Source organism: Streptomyces sp. NPDC002958 (genome assembly GCF_055563255.1).
Window position 1 is genome coordinate 223,905 of record NZ_JBVHDS010000007.1, and the last position, 18,955, is coordinate 242,859.

General features: G+C 72.0%; 15 protein-coding genes and 1 pseudogene. 6 read left to right on the forward strand and 10 right to left on the reverse strand.

Annotation, left to right across the window (positions count from 1 at the left end; genetic code table 11):
• Window positions 1–148: 148 nt before the first annotated feature.
• From ACZ3IC_RS15615 to ACZ3IC_RS15655, 9 genes are all read right to left on the reverse strand, one after another.
• Window positions 149–562, reverse strand: a complete 414-nt coding sequence (locus tag ACZ3IC_RS15615; RefSeq protein ID WP_327368329.1) for a DUF3151 domain-containing protein — start codon at window positions 560–562, stop codon at window positions 149–151.
• 183 nt (window positions 563–745) lie between these two features.
• Window positions 746–2,287: an MFS transporter gene (locus ACZ3IC_RS15620; RefSeq protein WP_467416456.1), complete on the reverse strand. Its 1,542-nt coding sequence runs from the start codon at window positions 2,285–2,287 to the stop codon at window positions 746–748.
• Window positions 2,288–2,373: 86 nt separating this feature from the next.
• On the reverse strand, window positions 2,374–2,529 hold the full coding sequence (locus ACZ3IC_RS15625; RefSeq protein ID WP_467416459.1) for a hypothetical protein: 156 nt from the start codon (window positions 2,527–2,529) through the stop codon (window positions 2,374–2,376).
• A 103-nt stretch (window positions 2,530–2,632) separates the two neighbouring features.
• Window positions 2,633–3,655 (reverse strand): class II fructose-bisphosphate aldolase, encoded by a 1,023-nt coding sequence (gene fbaA / locus ACZ3IC_RS15630; protein ID WP_467416460.1) that lies wholly within the window; start codon window positions 3,653–3,655, stop codon window positions 2,633–2,635.
• 213 nt (window positions 3,656–3,868) lie between these two features.
• Window positions 3,869–4,408 (reverse strand): orotate phosphoribosyltransferase, encoded by a 540-nt coding sequence (gene pyrE, locus ACZ3IC_RS15635; protein ID WP_136326594.1) that lies wholly within the window; start codon window positions 4,406–4,408, stop codon window positions 3,869–3,871.
• A gap of 232 nt (window positions 4,409–4,640) precedes the next feature.
• Complete coding sequence (locus ACZ3IC_RS15640) at window positions 4,641–5,438, reverse strand: aldose epimerase family protein (RefSeq protein WP_467416462.1); 798 nt, start codon at window positions 5,436–5,438, stop codon at window positions 4,641–4,643.
• A 22-nt stretch (window positions 5,439–5,460) separates the two neighbouring features.
• Entirely contained in the window at window positions 5,461–6,450 is a 990-nt protein-coding gene (locus ACZ3IC_RS15645; protein ID WP_467416464.1) for an SRPBCC domain-containing protein, read from the reverse strand.
• Window positions 6,451–6,528: 78 nt separating this feature from the next.
• Entirely contained in the window at window positions 6,529–8,127 is a 1,599-nt protein-coding gene (locus ACZ3IC_RS15650; protein ID WP_467416466.1) for a polyamine aminopropyltransferase, read from the reverse strand.
• An 84-nt stretch (window positions 8,128–8,211) separates the two neighbouring features.
• Window positions 8,212–8,733, reverse strand: a complete 522-nt coding sequence (locus tag ACZ3IC_RS15655; protein ID WP_467416468.1) for a DUF2617 family protein — start codon at window positions 8,731–8,733, stop codon at window positions 8,212–8,214.
• A 768-nt stretch (window positions 8,734–9,501) separates the two neighbouring features.
• Between ACZ3IC_RS15655 and ACZ3IC_RS15660 the strand changes: the two genes are divergently transcribed.
• The 4 genes from ACZ3IC_RS15660 to ACZ3IC_RS15675 all read left to right on the forward strand — a co-directional run bounded on the left by ACZ3IC_RS15660 (window position 9,502) and on the right by ACZ3IC_RS15675 (window position 13,277).
• Window positions 9,502–10,692 carry a pyridoxal phosphate-dependent aminotransferase gene (locus ACZ3IC_RS15660; RefSeq protein WP_467416469.1) on the forward strand — a complete coding sequence of 397 codons (1,191 nt, stop codon included), beginning with the start codon at window positions 9,502–9,504 and terminating at the stop codon, window positions 10,690–10,692.
• 125 nt (window positions 10,693–10,817) lie between these two features.
• Window positions 10,818–11,336 carry a hypothetical protein gene (locus ACZ3IC_RS15665; protein ID WP_467416470.1) on the forward strand — a complete coding sequence of 173 codons (519 nt, stop codon included), beginning with the start codon at window positions 10,818–10,820 and terminating at the stop codon, window positions 11,334–11,336.
• A gap of 328 nt (window positions 11,337–11,664) precedes the next feature.
• The gene (locus ACZ3IC_RS15670; RefSeq protein WP_467416473.1) at window positions 11,665–12,552 is read left to right on the forward strand and encodes a LamG domain-containing protein; all 888 of its coding nucleotides are present in this window, start codon (window positions 11,665–11,667) and stop codon (window positions 12,550–12,552) included.
• A 140-nt stretch (window positions 12,553–12,692) separates the two neighbouring features.
• Complete coding sequence (locus tag ACZ3IC_RS15675) at window positions 12,693–13,277, forward strand: sigma-70 family RNA polymerase sigma factor (RefSeq protein ID WP_467416474.1); 585 nt, start codon at window positions 12,693–12,695, stop codon at window positions 13,275–13,277.
• A gap of 3 nt (window positions 13,278–13,280) precedes the next feature.
• Here the strand turns inward: ACZ3IC_RS15675 and ACZ3IC_RS15680 are convergent, their stop codons facing one another.
• Window positions 13,281–14,252, reverse strand: a complete 972-nt coding sequence (locus tag ACZ3IC_RS15680) for a hypothetical protein (RefSeq protein WP_467416477.1) — start codon at window positions 14,250–14,252, stop codon at window positions 13,281–13,283.
• 1,963 nt (window positions 14,253–16,215) lie between these two features.
• Between ACZ3IC_RS15680 and ACZ3IC_RS15685 the strand changes: the two are divergent.
• Both ACZ3IC_RS15685 and ACZ3IC_RS15690 read left to right on the forward strand, forming a co-directional pair.
• Window positions 16,216–16,875: pseudogene (locus tag ACZ3IC_RS15685) on the forward strand (FtsK/SpoIIIE domain-containing protein); the annotation flags it as partial.
• Window positions 16,867–18,876, forward strand: coding sequence for an FtsK/SpoIIIE domain-containing protein (locus ACZ3IC_RS15690; RefSeq protein WP_467416715.1), 2,010 nt, complete (start codon window positions 16,867–16,869; stop codon window positions 18,874–18,876). The pseudogene ACZ3IC_RS15685 and the gene ACZ3IC_RS15690, both read left to right, overlap by 9 nt.
• The last annotated feature ends 79 nt before the right edge of the window (window positions 18,877–18,955 follow it).

Consider the following 18,955-nt stretch of genomic DNA (forward strand, 5'->3'; position numbering starts at 1 on the left):
CAAGGTGTACGTGTACGTCCGGCCGAGGGGCTCGGTGCGGCTGCCCGAGGGTCTCGGCGGCGGTCTGCGAGGGCCTGGTGGCATCCGGCCGGGGTCCCGACGTGGCTGCCCGAGGGTCCCGAAGTGGCTAACCGAGGGTCTCGGCGTGCTAACCGAGGGTCTCGGCGGCGGTCGGCGAGGAGTCGCGGAGGAACGTCGAGCAGCGCTCGTACTCCTCCTGCTCGCCGATCGCCTGGGCAGCCCGCGCCAGGGCATGCAGGGCGCGCAGGAAGCCGCGGTTCGGCTCATGCTCGAACGGTACGGGGCCGTGACCCTTCCAGCCGGCCCGGCGCAGCGCGTCGAGACCCCGGTGGTAGCCGGTGCGCGCATAGGCGTACGACTCGATGACGCGGCCGCCCTCGAACGCCTCGTCGGCGAGCTGTGCCCAGGCCAGGGAGGAGGTCGGGTACTTCGCGGCGACGTCGGCGGGGGGCGTGCCGTTCGCCAGCAGCTCGCGCGGCTCCGGGTCGTCGGGCAGGTGGGTCGGGGGAGGTCCCCCGAGCAGGTTCTCGTGGATCGACATGGGTTCAGTGTGCCTGGCACATGCGCGCCGGGGGTACCCGGGCGCCCCGCGGAAAGTCCATTCACGCCGGGGCACTCAGGTGCCCTGCGGGCGTCGGTTCACACCGGGTGCTCAGGTGCCCCGCGCGGGTCGGTCCGCGCCCACCCCTCAGGCACCCCGTAGGCATCGGTTCACACCCAGCACTCAGACACCCCGCGCGGGTCGGCCCGCGCCCGCGTTCCCCGCCTCCTCGTGCGCGGGTTCCAGCGGTGGCGCGACGACGCCGCAGTGCACCGTGCACTCGGGGCGCGCCTTCTCCTTCTCTCCCGCCGGGACAAGGGGCTTCCGTACGGTCGTCCAGGCGATCACCGCGCCCAGCACGAGCAGCCCGGCACACATCGGCATGGCCCGCCGGAACGTCGCGGCGAACTCGTCGGCGTTCCGGTAGGCCTCCGGGCCCATACCGGCGAGCAGCGGCAGCGCGGCCACCGCGATCAGCCCGGCGGCGCGGGCGGCCGCGTTGTTGATACCGCTGGCCAGGCCGGCCCGTGCGGTGTCCACGGAGGCCAGAACGGTCGCGGTGAGCGGTGCCACCAGGGTGACGAGTCCGACGCCGAGCACACCGACCGCGGGAAGCACATCGGTGAGATAGGCGGAGACGGTGTTCGACTCCGGCTTGACCCGCAGCATCAGCAGCATTCCGGCGGCGGCGACCAGTGGGCCGACGGTCAGCGGGATGCGGGGGCCGATGCGCTGCCCCAGTTCGCCGGAGGCGGCGGAGAAGAGCAGCATCAGCACGGTCGTGGGCAGCAGGGCCGTGCCGGCGCCGAGGGCCGAGTACCCGGCCACGACCTGGAGCTGGATCGCAGAGAGGAAGAAGTAACCGCCGAGCGCCGCGTACACACAGAGGGTGATGATGTTGACGGCGGTGAACTGCCGGGACGCGAACACCGACGGCGGCAGCATCGGGTCCGGCCGCCGCCGCTCCACCCGCACGAACACCGCCCCGAGGACGATCCCGCCGACGGCCGCCCCGATCACCACCGCGGACGCCCCTTGTCCCGGCGCCTCGATCAGCGCGTAGGTCACCAGGGCGAGGGCGAGCGCACCGAGCACGGCGCCCAGCACGTCGAAGCGCCCGTGCGCGTGCGGGTCACGCGATTCCGGTACGTGGCGCAGCGCCACCGGCACGCAGACCGCGGCGAGCGGCACATTGAGCAGGAACACCCACCGCCAGCCGGGCCCGTCGACGAGCCACCCGCCGACGAACGGCCCGATGGCGGCCCCGACGCCGCCCAGCCCCGACCACAGCCCGACCGCGCGGGCCCGGTCGTCCGCATGGAAGCTTGCCTGGATCAGTGCCAGCGAACCGGGCGTGAGGAGCGCCCCGCCGATGCCCTGAAGGGCGCGGGCGGCGATCAGGACGGCGGCGTTCGGCGCGATGCCGCACATCACGGACGCGGTGGCGAACCAGACGACTCCGATGACGAAGACCCGCCGCCGCCCGTACCGGTCGCCGAGGGCGCCCCCGAGGAGGATAAGCCCGGCCAGGGTCAGCATGTAGGCGTTGACGGTCCACTGGAGGGCGGCCAGGTCCGTGCCGAGGTCCTTGCCGATGCGGGGCAGGGCGACGTTGATGACGGTGGAGTCGAGCATGGCCATGCTGGAGCCGAGGACGGTGGTGAGGATGACCCAGCGTCCGTGCGGGGAGGCGACGCGGATGGCTCCCGTCTCTGCGTCAGGCATACGAGCAGCATCGCCGCTCCCCGCCGGGAGGGCCATCGGGGCGGGGATGCCCCGCATGGACGGCGGGGATGCCCCGCAAAGAGCTGTCAGCCGGTTGGGGCGACGGACGGGCGGCTGTGCCCCGCGCTGTTCCGGTCCACCTGGAATCCGGCCTCACGTAACGCCTGGGCGACGAGTTCGCCGACCTGTTCCATCTTCCGGGTGCTGCCGTCCGGGGCACCCCACCACACCGCTCCCGCCACGATCGGAACCGGCCCTACGACACCGCTTGCGCAACCGCCCGTATGCCCCGGAGCCCGGCACCCCGAGGAGTACCGGGCCCACGGCCACACTTCGTAACGGCTGCTACTTCAGCGTGGTGCCGGTGGAACGCAGGTTGGCGCAGGCCTCCGTGACGCGCTTGGCCATGCCCGCCTCGGCGGACTTGCCCCAGCTGCGCGGGTCGTAGACCTTCTTGCTGCCGACCTCGCCGTCGACCTTCAGCACACCGTCGTAGTTGCGGAACACGTGGTCCACGATCGGACGGGTGAAGGCGTACTGGGTGTCGGTGTCGAGGTTCATCTTCACGACGCCGTTCTCCAGCGCGGTGGCGATCTCCTGCTCGGTGGAGCCGGAGCCGCCGTGGAAGACGAAGTCGAAGGGGGACGACTTGCCGTACTTGGCGGCCACGCCCTCCTGGAGGTCCTTCAGCAGCTCGGGACGGAGCACGACGTTGCCCGGCTTGTAGACGCCGTGGACGTTGCCGAAGGAGGCGGCCAGCAGGTAGCGGCCCTTCTCGCCCAGACCGAGCGCCTCGGCGGTACGCAGCGCGTCGTCGACGGTCGTGTACAGCTCGTCGTTGATCTCGTGGGTGACGCCGTCCTCCTCGCCACCGGTCGGGGTGATCTCGACCTCAAGAATGATCTTGGCGGCGGCGGCCTTGGCGAGCAGCTCCTGGCCGATGGCCAGGTTGTCGGCCAGGGTCTCGGCCGAACCGTCCCACATGTGGGACTGGAACAGCGGGTTCTGGCCCTGGGCGACGCGCTCGGCGGAGATGTCGAGCAGCGGACGCACGTAACCGTCCAGCTTGTCCTTGGGGCAGTGGTCGGTGTGCAGCGCGACCGTGATGTCGTACTTGGCGGCGACGATGTGTGCGAACTCGGCGAGGGCGACGGCGCCCGTGACCATGTCCTTGTTGTACTGGCCGCCCAGGAACTCCGCCCCACCGGTGGAGATCTGAACGATGCCGTCGCTCTCCGCCTCCGCGAAGCCGCGCAGTGCAGCGTGCAGGGTCTGGGTCGACGTCACATTGATGGCCGGGTAGGCGAACTTGCCTGCCTTCGCCCGGTCGAGCATCTCGGCGTAGACCTCGGGGGTTGCGATGGGCATCTGTCCGCTCCTTGGGATGTGCGGGTGTGCGTTGCTGGTTCCCTGACCTGGGGGCGACGTCATCGTCGCCCCCATCCTCCCAGACTCTCGCTTCGACTCCACCCGGCCTGCTTCCCCGATGCTCCGGCGGACGGTTCGCGGGCATACGTCAAGGGCGGGCTGTTTCACGTGAAACAGCCCGCCCTTAATGAAAGCCGCAGGTCAACCGCTACGTCAGGCCAGATCGAGGTCGGCCACCGAGTAGACGTGGACATACGGGAGGCCGGCCTCGGCGATGGCCGGAGCCGCGCCCCGCTCCACGATCACGGCAACGGCGACGACCTCGCCACCGGCCTCGCGCACCGCCTCGACGGCGGTCAGCGGCGAACCGCCGGTCGTCGAGGTGTCCTCGACCACCAGACAGCGGCGGCCCTTCACATCCGTGCCCTCGATGCGGCGCTGCATCCCGTGCGCTTTCTGCGCCTTGCGAACGACGAACGCGTCCAGCTCCTGCCCACGCGCGGCGGAGGCGTGCAGCATCGAGGTGGCGACCGGGTCGGCGCCCAGCGTCAGCCCGCCCACGCAGTCGTAGTCCAGCTCGGCGGTGGCGTCGAGCATGACCTGACCGACCATCGGAGCGGCCTTGCCGTCCAGCGTGATGCGGCGCAGGTCGATGTACCAGTCGGCCTCAAGACCCGAGGAGAGGGTCACCTTGCCGTGTACCACGGCCTTGTCCTTGATCTGCTGGAGCAGCTCAGCACGTACGTCAGTCATGGCTACGAGCTTAAGGCGCGCGTGTCGGGGCCTGCGCCCGCACCGGTTCCGGCGCCTGGGCCGGGGACCCGCGCCGAGGCCCGCGCCGGTTCCGGAGCCCGCACCGGTGCCAGGGCCAGAGTCTGCGCCGGTGCCGAGGCCCGCTCCGGTGCCAAGCCCCGCGCCGGTTCCGGAGCCCGCACCCGCGCCGGGGCCGCGCCGAGCCCGGTTCGGTCCCCGCGCAGCCGGAAGGTCAGAGCCTGCGCCAGTTCCAGGTCGTCGCGATCTCCAGCGGCTCGATCGGGGTGACGTACCGGGGCGCGGTGTTCAGCCCGTTCGGCGGACCGGACTGCGGCTCCACGCAGATCGCCTCGGCCTGCTCGTCGTAGATCACGACCCACTCGGCCCGGCTCTTCACGGTCAGCTCCAGCTGCTCCGGCCAGGTGAGCGTCACATCGACCCCGTCCGGCATCCCGAAGCAGTCGTCCCACGGGCCCGGCAGGGGCGGGATGCGGCGGCCGGTCGGCAGGTGGTTCTCGCCCCGCTCCTCCTGCCAGGCCGCGTCGAAGGCGATCTCCACGTTCTTGCCGCCGCCGAGGTCCCGCAGGAACCAGGGGTGCCAGCCCGCCTGCGCCGGGAACGAATCCCCGTACGTCTCGATGCCGAACGCGAGCGTGAGCGAATCCCCGGACAGCTCGAAGGTCTGGGTCACCCGGCCCGGATACGGCCAGGGGTCGGCCAGGTCGTAGTAGAACGAGGCGTCCTGCTCGCCCACCCGGGCGGTGCGCCAGGCGGTATCCCTTCCGGTGCCGTGGATGGCGTGCGGCGGGGAGTTCAGCGGCAACCGGTGCGGGACGTCGCCGTTATGGAAGAGCCCGTTCTCGGTGCGCCCGCACCACGGCACCATCGGGAAGCAGCCATACTGCTCCCCCTGCCGCAGCACCTCGGTGCCACCGATCCGCAGACTGCTGATGCGACAGCCGTTGGCGGGGCTCACGGTCAACTCTGCGTCGCCGACGGACAGCCGGACGTCCTTCTCGCTGCTACTCACCCGACCGACATTACTTGCGGAGCTACCTCCGCCGCCTCAGCGCCCGGCTCACCACGACGGCGGACGCGAGCGCGAGCGCGGCGGCGGGGGCGACCCAGCGGAGTGTGGCGCCCGCAGTGGTCGAATCGGCTGACGGTACGGGGGCGTACCTGCCGCGCGGCGGCGCGTGGTCGACCTCCTCGGCACTGCGGCCGATCATGGTGCGCCTGGCGTGCGCGGCCTCGGCCGGGGGACCGTCGGGGACGGTGAACTCCACCTCCGCCGCGGGGTCGAGCGACGGCGGGGGCGCGGGGGCGTCGAAGACGGAGCCCGTGCCCGGGGGCTTCTCGGCAGTGGGTGCCTCGTCCTCGGCGGCGTCATGCGTGGGCGGGGCGCCGTCGTCGGTGTCATCTGCATCGGCGCCGTCGTCGGCGCGGGCGTGGGCGTCATCGTCCGAAACAGCGCTCTCGGCGCCGGCCGCGCCGGTCGCGTCGGCCTCCTCGGCCGCCTCCTCGATGGCCTGCTCCACGGCTTCCCCGACGGCCTGCTCGGCCTCGCCGAGGGCCCGGTCCTCCGTACTGCCGCCCGCCAGCGTCTCCGTCACCAGTTGCTGCGCAAAACGGTCCAGCAGGCGATGGGCCGCCGCGAGCGCCGCCGTCGGGTCCAGCTCCAGGAGGCGGCCGTCGCCGCTCGCCGTACCCGCGAACACGATCGCCGTGCCGCCGTCCTTCTCCGTCAGGCTGATCGTCAGAGTCAGCTTCGCCGAGCCGCTCCCCCGGGCCTCGACACCCTCGCCCGCCACCAGGATCGCGTCCCCGTGCGGACCGTCCTGCGGCGAACCGGTGAGCCGCAGCGCACCGCGGTACGTGATCGTGTGGCCGTCGACCCGGACCTTGAGCCGGCCGGACAACGGGTCCGCGGACGCATCGGCGTCCTGCTGGAGCCCCGGTACGCAGCGCGCGACACGGACGGGATCACCCAGCGTCCGCCGAAGGGACGGGGCCGGAACCGGAACGAACACCTCATGCTCCATGGAAACCGAGCCTACTCAGCCCCGGCCGTCACGTCAGCGGTTCCGCGTCGCAAAGCCGCCGGGCGTACGGCGTCCGGCTCACCGGTTCTCCCAGTACCGCGGGTGCACCAGCGTCGAAGGCAGCAGCCCGCGCAGCCGTCCGCTCTCCGCCTCCCGCCCCGCGCGCACGAGCGAGGACTGCGTCAGCGACCGCAGCTTCGGCGCCCCCGGGGTGAGGCGGAGCGTCTGCGTCCCGATCGGTCCGGCGAGGACGAAGCCCCAGCCGTGCTCGGCCTGCGCCCGGTGCGTGGCCCGGTCGGGGCCGGCCGCGAAGTCGGAGGGCCGACCGCTGATCCGGTACGGGCGGGTGTGCAGGCCCGCCGCTCTCATCGACGCCTCCACCGTCCAGTACGTACGCGGCCGGGTCACCGGCGGGCCCCCGTGCACCACCACCCGGCCGCCCGGAGCGAGGGCCTCGGCGACCAGGCCGTAGAACTCCGCCGAGTAGAGCTTCGTACTGGCCGAGATCCCGGGGTCGGGCAGATCGGAGATCACCACGTCGTAGCTGCCGTGCGCCGCCCGCAGCCAGCTGAAGGCGTCCGCGTTGACGCCCGTCAGCCGCGGATCGCGGTACGCGTGGGCGTTCAGTGCCGAAAGCGCACGGTCGGTACGGGCCAACCGGGTGACGCCGGGGTCGAGCTCGACGAGGGTGACGCTGCCTACGTCCGGGTAGCGCAGCACCTCCCGGGCGGCGAGACCGTCGCCGCCGCCCAGAATCAGGACGCGGGCGCGCGGCCCGTTCATCGCCGGGTGCACCAGCGCCTCGTGGTAGCGGTACTCGTCGCGCGCGCTGACCCGCAACCGCCCGTCCAGATAAAGGTCCAGGGAACTGCGGCCCGCCCCCGTCAGCACGACCTCCTGCACCCCGGTCTGCACCGCGACCCGCACCCCGTCCCCGTACACCGCACGCCGCGCCGCCCGCTCGAAGTCGTCGACCAGCACGGTGGCGGTGGCCAGTACGGCGATCACGGCCACGTTGACGAGGACCAGCAGCCACCGCGAGCGCGGGGTGAGGTCCCGCCGGAACACCCACAGCACCAGCGCCCCGCCCGCCGCCGCGTTCACCGCACCGGTGAACAGCGCCCCGGTGAGCTGTCCGAGCATCGGCAGCAACAGAAAGGGGAACGCCAGCCCGCCGACCAGCGCGCCCACATAGTCGGCGGCGAACAGATCCGCGACGGTCCCGCCCGCGTCCTGCCGGTCGACGCGCTGGATCAGCGTCATCAGCAGCGGGATCTCCGCACCGATCAGGATGCCGATCGTGAGCGAGAACCCGACCAGGGCGTACCGCGACTCCCCGATCCAGGCGAACGACGCGTACAGCACGAGCGCCGAGGAGCCGCCGACGAGTGCGAGCGCCGCCTCGATCAGTCCGAAACCGACCGCGGCACGGCTGCGTAAACGTTTCGCGAGGAGCGAGCCGACGCCCATCGCGAACACCATCACGGAAAGCACGACGGATGCCTGGGTGACGGAATCACCGATCAAGTAGGAGGCGAGCGCCACCAGTTCGAGCTCGTACACAAGACCGCAGGCGGCACAGATGAAGACAGCGGACAGCACGAGATGCCGACCGGTCCTCGGTCGGACGGGAAGACCCGCCGCGCCCCCTCGCAGCGACACCTGCTGGTCGATCATGCTGCGAACGCTACGTCACGATGCCGTGGCTGCCTGTCACCCGCAAGGGTGCAAGTGGTGCGCTCACAACGGAGTTGGGCCGCGTCAGAGTGCCGCCGCCGGCATCCGCACTCCCACTCGGGTACGCGTCACCACCAACTGCCCCTCCTGCGGGTACGCATGCCAGGTGCGCCACCGCACCTGACCCTCGACCCGCTGGGCGAGCATGGCGGTGAAGGCGTGCGGGCTGCCGGGAAACGTCCCGGCGAGGCCGTGGGGATGGTCCGCCACGAGCGCGAGAAGCTCCTGCGCGCGCCCCGCGAACGAGCCCGCCGAGAGCGTCTCGACGCGCGCCGCGAATTCGTACTCCCATTCCCCGAGCCGCTCGGCGACACCGAGCGGCAGCGGTGTACTGCTGCCGGGGATGCACGCGACGGTTTCGGAACAGGTGCCCCGCTCCTCCTCGAGGAGCACCTGATGAGAGGCGCCGAGCAGGCGCATCTGCACTCGGGCACCCGCGAGATCGAGGTCGAGCACGGCCAGGGCGGGGAGCGGTTCGCGCCCCAGCGCCCAGGCCAGGTCGGCGGCACGGGTGTCGGAATAGGCCGTCTGGAGGGTCGTGAGCATGGGTCGGCTCCGCAAACAAGCGTGGACACATGGACAGGGGACGCCTCCGACGTGATGCACGTGGGAGGTGGGAAGCGCCCGATCAGGTCCAACTCGGGTCCGAGGGCTGAATGTTCTCTCAACCGAGGGAATCACGAAGTAAGCCGCGTCCACAGCGTTTTACCCAACTTGAAGCGGTTTCCATCCCCTCGGGGGCCTCGCGGTTCATCTGTTCACCGGCATCTCGCGTAAATCCCCAACAAAAAGGCTCCCGGCGGGAGTTCACCCACCGGGCACCTGTCGGACACCGGGCCGCACGGGCCCGGCACCGGGCATGTGGCCCTGCCCGGTCACGGATCAGCTGCCCCGTGTCAGCTGCCTCCGCCGCATCCGCCCCCGCCGCCACACGAGGAGCCGCCACCACACGAGGAGTGACCGCCACCACACGAATGCCCCCCGGAGTGACCGCTGCCGCTTCCGCAGGACGAGCCACCGCCGCCACCACTCGCCCACCAGCTGCCGCCCGCGGCGCTGCCACCGCTCGCACCCCGGCGCACGCCCCGCCCGCGCGCCTTCTTCCGGTTCCCGGCCCTCACCGAAAACGAGACGACCAGCCCGACCACGGCCACCGCGATCACCACTCCGACAAAAGTTCCCACCGACCTCACGTCCTTCCGTTCCCCCGAAGCGAGGTCCCCCCGCTTCCGTCCGCTGCCCGCGTGATTGGGGGATGCCCTGGGCCCCGTACGGCCAAAGCAGACTTGAGCAACTCCAGAGCTTCCGCGCAGGATGGCGGCCATGACACTGGGACGACCGCTGCTCAACCGCCGCCTCGCCGAGTTCGGCACGACAATCTTCGCGGAGATGTCGGCGCTTGCCGTACGGACCGGCTCCATCAACCTCGGCCAGGGCTTCCCCGACACCGACGGCCCCGAAGAGATCCGGGAAGCCGCGGTCCGGGCACTGCGCGCCGGTCACGGCAATCAGTACCCTCCGGGTCCCGGCGTCCCCGAACTGCGCACCGCGATCGCCGACCACCAGCAACGGCGCTACGGACTCACCCACGACCCCGACACCGAGATCCTGGTCACCGCGGGCGCCACCGAGGCCATCGCCGCGGCTCTGCTGGCGCTGCTGGAGCCCGGCGACGAGGTCATCGCCCTGGAGCCGTACTACGACTCGTACGCCGCCTGCATCGCCATGGCGGGCGGCAGCCGCGTCCCCGTCATGCTCCACCCCGACGCGACCACCGGCACCTACCGCCTCGACCTCGACGAACTGCGCGCCGCCGTCACCCCCCGCACCCGGCTGATCCTGCTCAACACCCCGCACAACCCCACCGGTACCGTCCTCACCCGCGAGGAACTCGGCGCGATCGCCGCACTCGCCTGCGAACGCGACCTCCTCGTCGTCACCGACGAGGTCTACGAGCACCTGGTCTTCGAGGGCGAACACCTCCCCCTCGCCGGCTTCCCCGGCATGCGCGAGCGCACCGTCTCCATCTCCTCCGCCGGCAAGACCTTCTCCTTCACCGGATGGAAGGTCGGCTGGGTCATGGCGGACGGCCCGCTCGTCTCCGCCGTCCGGACGGCCAAGCAGTACCTGACGTACGTCAGCGCGGGCCCGTTCCAGTACGCGATCGCCGAAGCGCTGCGCCTGCCGGACTCGTACTTCGACAGCTTCCGCGACGACCTCCGCCGCAAGCGCGACCTGCTCGGCGACGGCCTGCGCGCGGCCGGGTTCGAGGTCTACCAGCCCCAGGGCACGTACTTCATCACCACCGACATCACCCCCTTCGGCGAGAAGGACGCATACGCCTTCTGCCGCACCCTCCCCGAACGCTGCGGTGTCGTCGCCATCCCCAACTCCGTCTTCTACGACGACCCCGACGCCGGCCGCAGCCAGGTCCGCTTCACCTTCTGCAAGAGGGACGACGTCCTCCAGGAGGCAGCCAGTCGGCTGCGGCGCCTGGCGTCTTGAACCCGCGCCCCGGACAGGTCCGCTGTCTCACAGACCTGTCACAACTTACGTGCACACAGAACCGCTTCCGGATCGGACGCGTGATCACCAGTGACACATCTATGCCGCACCTCCTGAGGACATTCATGACGCGCAGATGGGCACTCATCACCACGATCACCGTATTGACCGTCGCGCTGGCCTTCGTCGTCGTCCAACTGGTGCGCGGCCAGGACTCCGGGAAGGAACAGGCCGGGGCGAAACCGGCTGCGTCGAGCCCGACCGACGACAAGAGGAACAGCAACAACCCCATCCCGGCCGGCTACCTCGGCACCTGGTCGGGCTCCATCGACAACCCCTCGGGCCACTCCACCCGGGAACTCGTGATCCAGCAGGGCACGGTCGGCCGGACCGTCCTCACCCTCACCGCGGACGGCCCGCTCGACAGCGGCGGCTCCTACCACTGCGTCTTCCAGGCGGACCTGACCGCGGAGCCGTCCCCGGGCGGACCCGTCGAGGTCGGCCCCTCCACGGTCGTCGTCGGCGAACCCATGTCGTCCTGCACCGCGGGCAAACCCACCACGCTCACCCTGCTCCCGGACGGCTCCCTGCGCCGCGAGAACACGGACAGCGGCGAGCAACTCACGTACACCAAGGCCGACTGATCAGCCCAGCAACGCGGACACCGGGCTCAGCAGCAACAGGGTGTGGACGAACCTGTCGGGCGCCCTCGGGCGCTCGCCCGGTCCTCCGGCCTGCCCGCCCGCAGTAGTAGCTGCCGGAACGTCACAACTCCCCATGTTCCACTGCCCCGGACAAGGCGTCGCCGCATCTACCGGCGCACGGGCGCACGGGCGCACGGGCGCACATTCAGGGGGCGGACAGGTCCGCTGCCTCACAGGCATGTCACAACTTACGTGTACACCGAACCACTTCCGGATCTGATGCGTGATCACCAGTGACACATTTATGCCGCACCTCCTGAGGAAATTCATGACGCGCAGATGGGCGCTCATCACCACGATCACCGCATTGACCGTCGCGCTGGCCTTCGTCGTCGTCCAACTGGTGCGCGGCCAGGACTCCGGGAAGGAACAGGTCGTGGCGAAACCGGCCGCGTCGAAAACGGCCAAACCGAAACCGACCGCGTCGACAACGGCCAAACCGAAACCGACTGCGTCGAAGACGGCCAAGCCGAAACCGGCCGCGCCGAAACCGGCCGTGCCGAGCCCGCCCGCGCCGAGCCCGAGTGGCGACGCCGAGTCGCTGCAGGGCCTCGGCTGGTGGCCCCTGCACCAGTCCGGCACCGCGAAGGCCGGCGAGCACGACGCCGTGCTCAGGGGCGGCGCGCAGTGGACCGACGGCCCCGAGGGCGGCGCCGTGCAGCTGGACGGTACCAGCGGATACGTGGACACCGGCACCCAGCTCGACACCGCGGGCAAGGACTACTCGGTCGCCGCACGGGTGCGCCTCGACCCCAAGGACATGAACGGCTTCCACACCGCCTTGTCCGAGGACGGCGACCGGGTCAGCACGTTCTTCCTCCAGTACTCCAGCCAGGACGGGAACTTCGCCTTCAGTTTCTCCGGTGCCCGTGCCGTCGCGACATCAGAGAAGCCGCAGCCCGGCCGCTGGTACCACCTGACCGGCACGTACAGCCAGAAGGACCACCTGATGCGGATCTACGTGGACGGCCGGCTCGCAGGGACCAGGGTGGCCTCCAGCAGCACGTACCCCACTGGCACAGTGGTGATCGGACGCGCCAAGTTCGACGGCAAGGCGGCCGACTACTGGAACGGCGCCATCGCCGACGTACACGTCTACGACCGGGAGTTGACGTCCCGTGAGGTGAGCTCGCTTTCTTCTCGCGAACCGGGCTGACCGGCGCTGACGGGGCGAGTTCACCGCCGCCGCAGGCTGACGGGCGCCGCACGGGCGCACGGCGGCTCGCGGCGGCGCCAGCCGGTTGTCCCAGCCCGCGGAACCCGTCTTCCTTACAGACGACCGGAGAGGAAAGGCCCTTGTCGGCCAGCGCTTCGACCGAAGACCGAACACCCTGCCCCCACACCACGGAACCCTGCCCCGACGAGTTCCTCAGAGCGCTCTACCACTTCCACGGCAGCGCCTTGCTGCAGTTCGCCGCACGGCGGCTGGAGGGCGACTGGCACCGCGCCGAGGACATCCTCCAAGAAGTCGCGATACGCGCCTGGCGGCACGCCGGGGAACTCGACCCGACCGCGGATTCGGTGCGGCCCTGGCTGTTCACCGTGCTGCGCAATCTCGTCATCGACGGCCACCGGGCCCGCCAGGCCAGACCGCCGGAGACCGGTGACCCCGAACTCGCCCACCTGCCGGTCTCCGACGGCGTGGACCACATACTCACCTCCCAGGTGCTCATCGACGCGTTGCGGGACCTGCGGCCGGCACAGCGCGAGGTCCTGCTGCACGTGCACTACCTGGGACGCGGCGTCAACCAGACGGCCAAGGTCCTCGGCGTGCCGCCGGGCACGGTCAAGTCGCGGACGTACTACGCCGCCCGCGCCCTGCGCGAGGCGCTGCACAGCCGCGGGCTGTACGCGGACGGCCTGGACCGCGAGGCCGGATGACACTTACGCCAGACGTCCCGCGTGCCGGGTGATCTCCAGGCCGAGCGGCCCGGTGTCGAGCGATCCGCCCGCACCGGCACGCCAGCGCCACCCCGTGGGTGCTTCGCCGACCACCAGCACCGCGTCCCCACGCCGCAGACCGGCCAGTGCCCCGTCCCGTCGCGGAAGCTGCGAGGCGTCCACGACGAACAGATGCGGCGCCTCGCCCTGGACGGCGATCCGGCTGCTGCCCTCGATCAGCCGGAAGATCTGGGTGACGTCGGGCGAGCCGGGCTCCGGCGCTCCCGTGCCCGCCGACGCCGCCACCGTGGCGAACGCCTCCTCCAGGGTGGCCGCGGTGTGCAGACGCGAGGACCGCGGCTCGTCGCCGGAAAGGAGCCGGCCGTCGCCCAGGGATCCCACCAGAGTGACCTCGGCGAGCGCCCCCACCGGGCTGGCGAGCGCCTCGGTGACGACGGCCCGCACCAGGCTGCGCACCTCCTTGTCCGGACCCGTCACCGAGACGGGCCCCGTCGCCCGGGAGAGGTCGACCAGCACGCGGTCGGGTCCGTCCAGGCCCACCGTCACCGTCAGCGCGTACGGCAGGGCCGGTTCGCCCTCCGGGCCGGGGCGGTGCAGATCGTCGGGCGAGATCGTCCAGCGCTCGCCGTCCGCCTCGACGGTCCAGGGCGCGGGGGCGGCCTCCTCGGCCCCGGCCAGCAGCAGTGCGAGCCGCTGCTCGGAGTAGACGACGGCGTACAGGTCGGGCAGCGACCGGCCGGAGCGCAGGCATTCGCCCGTCAGCCGGCGCAGGCCCGCGTTGACCACGTCCAGCGCCTCCCGGCCCACGACGGCCGCCGAGGCGGCGACGGGCTTCCGCGGGCGGGGCCGTCGCTCGGGCTTCGGCGGGCGGGGCCGTCGCTCGGTGACGATCAGCGCGGCCACCGCCCCGATCAGTGCCAGCCCCAGCACCACGGCCAGGACGTACCAGATCATCTTCTGACTCCTTGTCGGGACGCCCCGGCGGCGGAGCCGGGACGGTCGAGAACGAGGGCGGCACAGTCGCTGCGCCGTGCACCCGATGGCCACTACGGCGCCCGCCCGCGGATGGTTCACCTGCGTGCTGGGTGAACCATCCGCGGGCGGGCTCCGTAGGTCCCGTCAGTGGCACGGGAGCCGCCGAGCGCGGCTGCCGAGGCCCCCATTCACGCCGGCTGGAGGACGTTTCGTGTCGTTGATGTTGACCGTGGTCGAGGAGGACGGTGACGCGTTCGACGTCCACCTCGACGCCGACCCCGACACGCCCGTGCGCGCTGTCGCGGAGGCGCTGGCCGGGGCAGGAGGCGTCCACCGGCCCCCGGAGGGCCTCGGCCTGTACGCCGGCGACCGGCTGCTGCCCGCCGATATGCGGCTGCGGGACGCGCCGCTGCACCACGCGGCCATCGTGGGCCTGGGCCGCCCGGCGGGCACCGTGTCGGCCGAACCGGACGGGCTGGTGGAGGTCCGTGCGGTCGGCGGGACCGGCGCGGGCGCCGTGCACCGGCTCGACATGGGCGAGTACCGGATCGGGCTGGCCCACGACGGGACCGCCCAGGTGCTGCGCGCCGTACCGGACCGTCCGTTCGCCGTCCTGGCGGTGGGCCCCCAAGGACGCTGCCGTATCGCGCCCGACGCCTCCTCGCCGGGCGGCGGCACCCTGCAACTGGACCGCGAGGACCTCGCCGAGGCGACCGCCTGGCCGGCCGGCGCACAGCTCCTCGTCGGAGACAGCCTGCTCGAACTCGCCCTCCCGCAGAAGCCGGACGCGGCCGTGCAGCCGTCGGAGGACGGCACCGGCTGGGACTACAACCGGCCGCCGCGGCTGCGGCCGGCCGAGAACGCCACCCGCTTCACCCTGCCCTCCCCGCCCGCCCCGCCCGCCGCCCGGCCGCTCCCGTGGATCACCGCGGCGGCCCCGCTGGTGATGGCGGGGGCCGGGGCGCTGATATTCGACCGTATGTCGATGCTGCTGTTCGGGCTGCTCTCCCCGGTCGCGATCCTCGGTAACTATCTGATGAGCCGGCGCACCGGGCGCCAGACCCACTCCGACAGTGTCGCCGCCTACGAGGAGAAGAAGGCACGCATCGAGGGCGACGCGGCGAAGGCCCTGGCGGACGAACGCACCGCCCGGCGCCGCGGTTTCCCGGACCCGGCCGAGGTCGTCCTGACCGCCGTCGGCCCCCGGCGCCGCCTGTGGGAACGCCGTACCTCCGACGCCGACTTCCTGGAACTGCGCATCGGAACCGCCGATATGGCCTCCGACGTGGTGCTCCAGGACCCGACGAAGGACGAGCACCGCCGCGAGGACCCGCGGACCGCGTACGACGTCCCGGTGACCGTTCCGCTGCGGGAGCACGACGTCCTGGGCATCGCCGGCGAGGGCCCGACCGCGCGCGCCGTGGCGCGCTGGGCGGTCGCCCAGGCCGCCGTCCTGCACAGCCCCCGTGACCTCCAGATCCATCTGCTGACGACCGGCGAACAGGGCCGCGACGGCTGGTCCTGGCTGCGCTGGCTGCCGCATGTGCGCAAGAAGTCCGGCGACACCCCCGCCAGCATCGGCTACGGCACGGAGACCTGCGCCCGGCGGGTCGCCGAACTCACCGCGCTGATCGTCGAGCGCGCCGGACGGAAGGACCGGCGGAGCCGGCCCGCCGGGCCCGACGTGCTCGTCATCCTCGACGGAGCCCGCAGGCTGCGTTCGCTGCCCGGCGTGGCGCAGATCCTGCGCGACGGACCGGCCGTCGGCGTCCGCGCGGTCTGCCTGGACGCCGAGGAGCGGCTGCTGCCCGAGGAGTGCCACGCCGTCGTCGCCGAGGAGCCCGGCGGAACCGTACGGGTGGGACGCTCCGGGAGGGGCACCGTCGGGGGCATCCGGCCCGACGCGGTGTCCCTGGACTGGTGCCGTTCGCTGGCCCGGGCGATGGGCCCGCTGCGGGACCCGGGCGGGGCCGACGAGGAGGCCGCGGTGCTTCCCGGCTCCGCGCGGCTGCTCGACGTCCTCGCCCTCGACCCGCCGCAGGCCGCCGGCATCCGGGCGCGCTGGACGGCCGGGGGCCGCTCGACCCGGGCGGCCGTCGGCGTCTCCCTGGACGGCCCGTTCCACCTGGACCTGCGGCGCGACGGCCCGCACGGGCTGGTCGCCGGCACCACCGGCTCCGGCAAGTCCGAACTCCTCCAGACGCTGGTCGCCTCGCTCGCGGTGGCGAACCGTCCGGACGCGATGACGTTCGTCCTGGTCGACTACAAGGGCGGCTCCGCGTTCAAGGACTGCGTCGACCTGCCGCACACCGTCGGCATGGTCACCGACCTCGACGCCCACCTCGTCGAGCGGGCCCTGGTGTCGCTGACGGCGGAACTCACCCGGCGCGAGCACATCCTCGCCGCGGCCGGCGCCAAGGACATCGAGGACTACGTCGAGCTGTTGGAGCGCAACCCGGCGGGCCGCGCGCCGATGCCCCGGCTGCTCATCGTCATCGACGAGTTCGCCTCGATGGTGCGCGACCTGCCGGACTTCGTGAAGGGTCTGGTCAACATCGCCCAGCGGGGCCGCAGCCTCGGCATCCACCTGATCCTGGCGACGCAGCGCCCCAGCGGCGTCGTCTCCTCGGAGATCCGCGCCAACACCAACCTGCGCATCGCGCTCCGGGTGACGGACGCCGGCGAGAGCCAGGACGTCCTCAACTCCCCCGAGGCCTCCGGGATCTCGCAGAGCACACCCGGCCGCGCCTACGTGCGCCTGGGCCAGAACTCCCTCGTGCCGTTCCAGTCCGGACGGGTCGGCGGCCGTCGACCCGGTGCCGCGGCGACCTCGCTGCCGGCACCCTGGGCGGTGGCGGTCGGCTGGGAACGGCTCGGCGAGCCGCTCCCAGCACGGCCCCGCGGCGCGGCCGTACCCGCCGAGGTGGAGACCGACCTCACCGCGCTCGTCACGGCGATCCGCGAAGCGGACCGGGAGATGGGCATCCCCGCACAGCACAGCCCCTGGCTCCCGCCGCTGCCCGAGGTCCTGGTCACCGGCGAACTGCCGGCGCCCCCGCCCTCGGACTACGACCTCGCGCCCGTCGCGTACGGCGTGGTGGACCTGCCCGCACAACAGGCCCGGCTGCCCCTGGTGATCGACCCGGCGACGCTCGGGCACCTGCACATCATCGGCTCGCCCCGGCAGGGCAGGTCGCAGACACTGCGCACCATCGCCGGCACCCTGGCCTCCGCCCATTCCCCGGACCGTCTGCACATGTACGGCATCGACTGCGGCAACGGCGCACTACTGCCCATCGAGAGGCTGCCGCACTGCGGGGCCATCACCCAGCGCACCCAGCCCGACCGGGTGGCCCGGCTGCTCGCCCGACTGACCGGGGAGCTGACCCGCCGCCAGGAGATGCTCGCCGCCCGCGGCAGCGCCGACCTGCCGGAGCTCCGCCGCGCCCTTCCGGAGGCCGAACGGCCACCGCACATCCTGCTGTTCATCGACCGGTGGGAGGTCTTCGACAAGCAGCTCGGCGAGTACGACTCCGGAAACCTGCTGAGCTCCGTGCTGAACCTGCTCCGGGACGGCGCGAGCGTCGGCATCCACCTGGTGATGACCGGTGACCGGGCGCTGTTCTCCAGCCGGGTCAACGGCTCCACCGAGGACAAGCTCGTGCTGAAGCTGAACGAGAAGTCCGAATACGGGATGATCGGCATCACCCAGCGCAACGTGCCCGACGAGATCCCGCCGGGCCGCGCGTTCCGTGCCGCCGACAAGGCGGAGGTGCAGATCGCGCTCCTCACGGACAACCCGGAAGGCCAGGCGCAGGCCGTGGCGCTCCAGCAGATCGCCGAGTACTGCCGCGAGCGGGCGGCCCAGCTGCCGGACTCCACCCGGCCGTTCCGCGTCGACACCCTGCCGGACCGGCTCACCTGGGAGGAAGCGACCCGGTACGTGCCGCAGCCGCTGCCGTCCGCACGGTGGGCTTTGTCCGGTGTCGGCGGCGACGAACTCACCGCGTTCGGACCGGACTTCGCCATCACGTCGACCTTCCTCGTCGCCGGACCCGCCCGCTCCGGCCGCAGCACCGTCCTGGCGACGCTGGCACTGTCGCTGCTGTCGGCCGGGACGCCCGTCGTCGTCGGCGCGCCCGCCAGATCGCCGTTGCGCCAACTCGCCGGACGGCCCGGGGTCCTCGCGGTCTTCGACGAGTCCGACATCGACCCCACCGCGCTGGAGGAGGCGCTGGCGTCCTCGCCGCAGGGGGCCGTGGTGATCCTGGACGACGCCGACCTGCTGCTGAAGACGAAGGCCGAGCCCGTCCTCACCCAGATCGCCAAGTCCGGTGCCGAGAACGGCCGGGGCCTGGTGATCGCCGGGCAGACCGACCGGCTCTCCTCCGGCTTCTCCGGCTGGCACACCGAGGCCCGCCGCAACCGGTGCGGTCTGCTGCTGAAGCCGCAGAACATGAGCGACGGCGAACTGATCGGCGTCAAGGTACCCCGCAGCCGCCTGGGCGCGACCCGCCCGGGGCGGGCGATCCTGCACCTGGGCGACGGCGTGCTGCGCACCGTCCAGGTCCCGGAGACGGTGCTTCCGCCGGCCGGGAGCTGAGCGCCTGTGCGGGGGTTCCGACACCGGCCCTGAGGTCCCACGGCAGAGGGCTCCCGCCCCGGCGACGGCCGGGGCGGGA

Bases quoted from the DNA above. Each gene is read 5' to 3' on its own strand.
- ACZ3IC_RS15615 (WP_327368329.1), bottom strand. From the start codon at position 562: ATGTCGATCCACGAGAACCTGCTCGGGGGACCTCCCCCGACCCACCTG.
- ACZ3IC_RS15620 (WP_467416456.1), bottom strand. From the start codon at position 2,287: ATGCCTGACGCAGAGACGGGAGCCATCCGCGTCGCCTCCCCGCACGGA.
- fbaA (WP_467416460.1), bottom strand. From the start codon at position 3,655: ATGCCCATCGCAACCCCCGAGGTCTACGCCGAGATGCTCGACCGGGCG.
- pyrE (WP_136326594.1), bottom strand. From the start codon at position 4,408: ATGACTGACGTACGTGCTGAGCTGCTCCAGCAGATCAAGGACAAGGCC.
- ACZ3IC_RS15645 (WP_467416464.1), bottom strand. From the start codon at position 6,450: ATGGAGCATGAGGTGTTCGTTCCGGTTCCGGCCCCGTCCCTTCGGCGG.
- ACZ3IC_RS15650 (WP_467416466.1), bottom strand. From the start codon at position 8,127: ATGATCGACCAGCAGGTGTCGCTGCGAGGGGGCGCGGCGGGTCTTCCC.
- ACZ3IC_RS15655 (WP_467416468.1), bottom strand. From the start codon at position 8,733: ATGCTCACGACCCTCCAGACGGCCTATTCCGACACCCGTGCCGCCGAC.
- ACZ3IC_RS15660 (WP_467416469.1), top strand. From the start codon at position 9,502: ATGGCGGCCATGACACTGGGACGACCGCTGCTCAACCGCCGCCTCGCC.
- ACZ3IC_RS15665 (WP_467416470.1), top strand. From the start codon at position 10,818: ATGACGCGCAGATGGGCACTCATCACCACGATCACCGTATTGACCGTC.
- ACZ3IC_RS15670 (WP_467416473.1), top strand. From the start codon at position 11,665: ATGACGCGCAGATGGGCGCTCATCACCACGATCACCGCATTGACCGTC.
- ACZ3IC_RS15680 (WP_467416477.1), bottom strand. From the start codon at position 14,252: ATGATCTGGTACGTCCTGGCCGTGGTGCTGGGGCTGGCACTGATCGGG.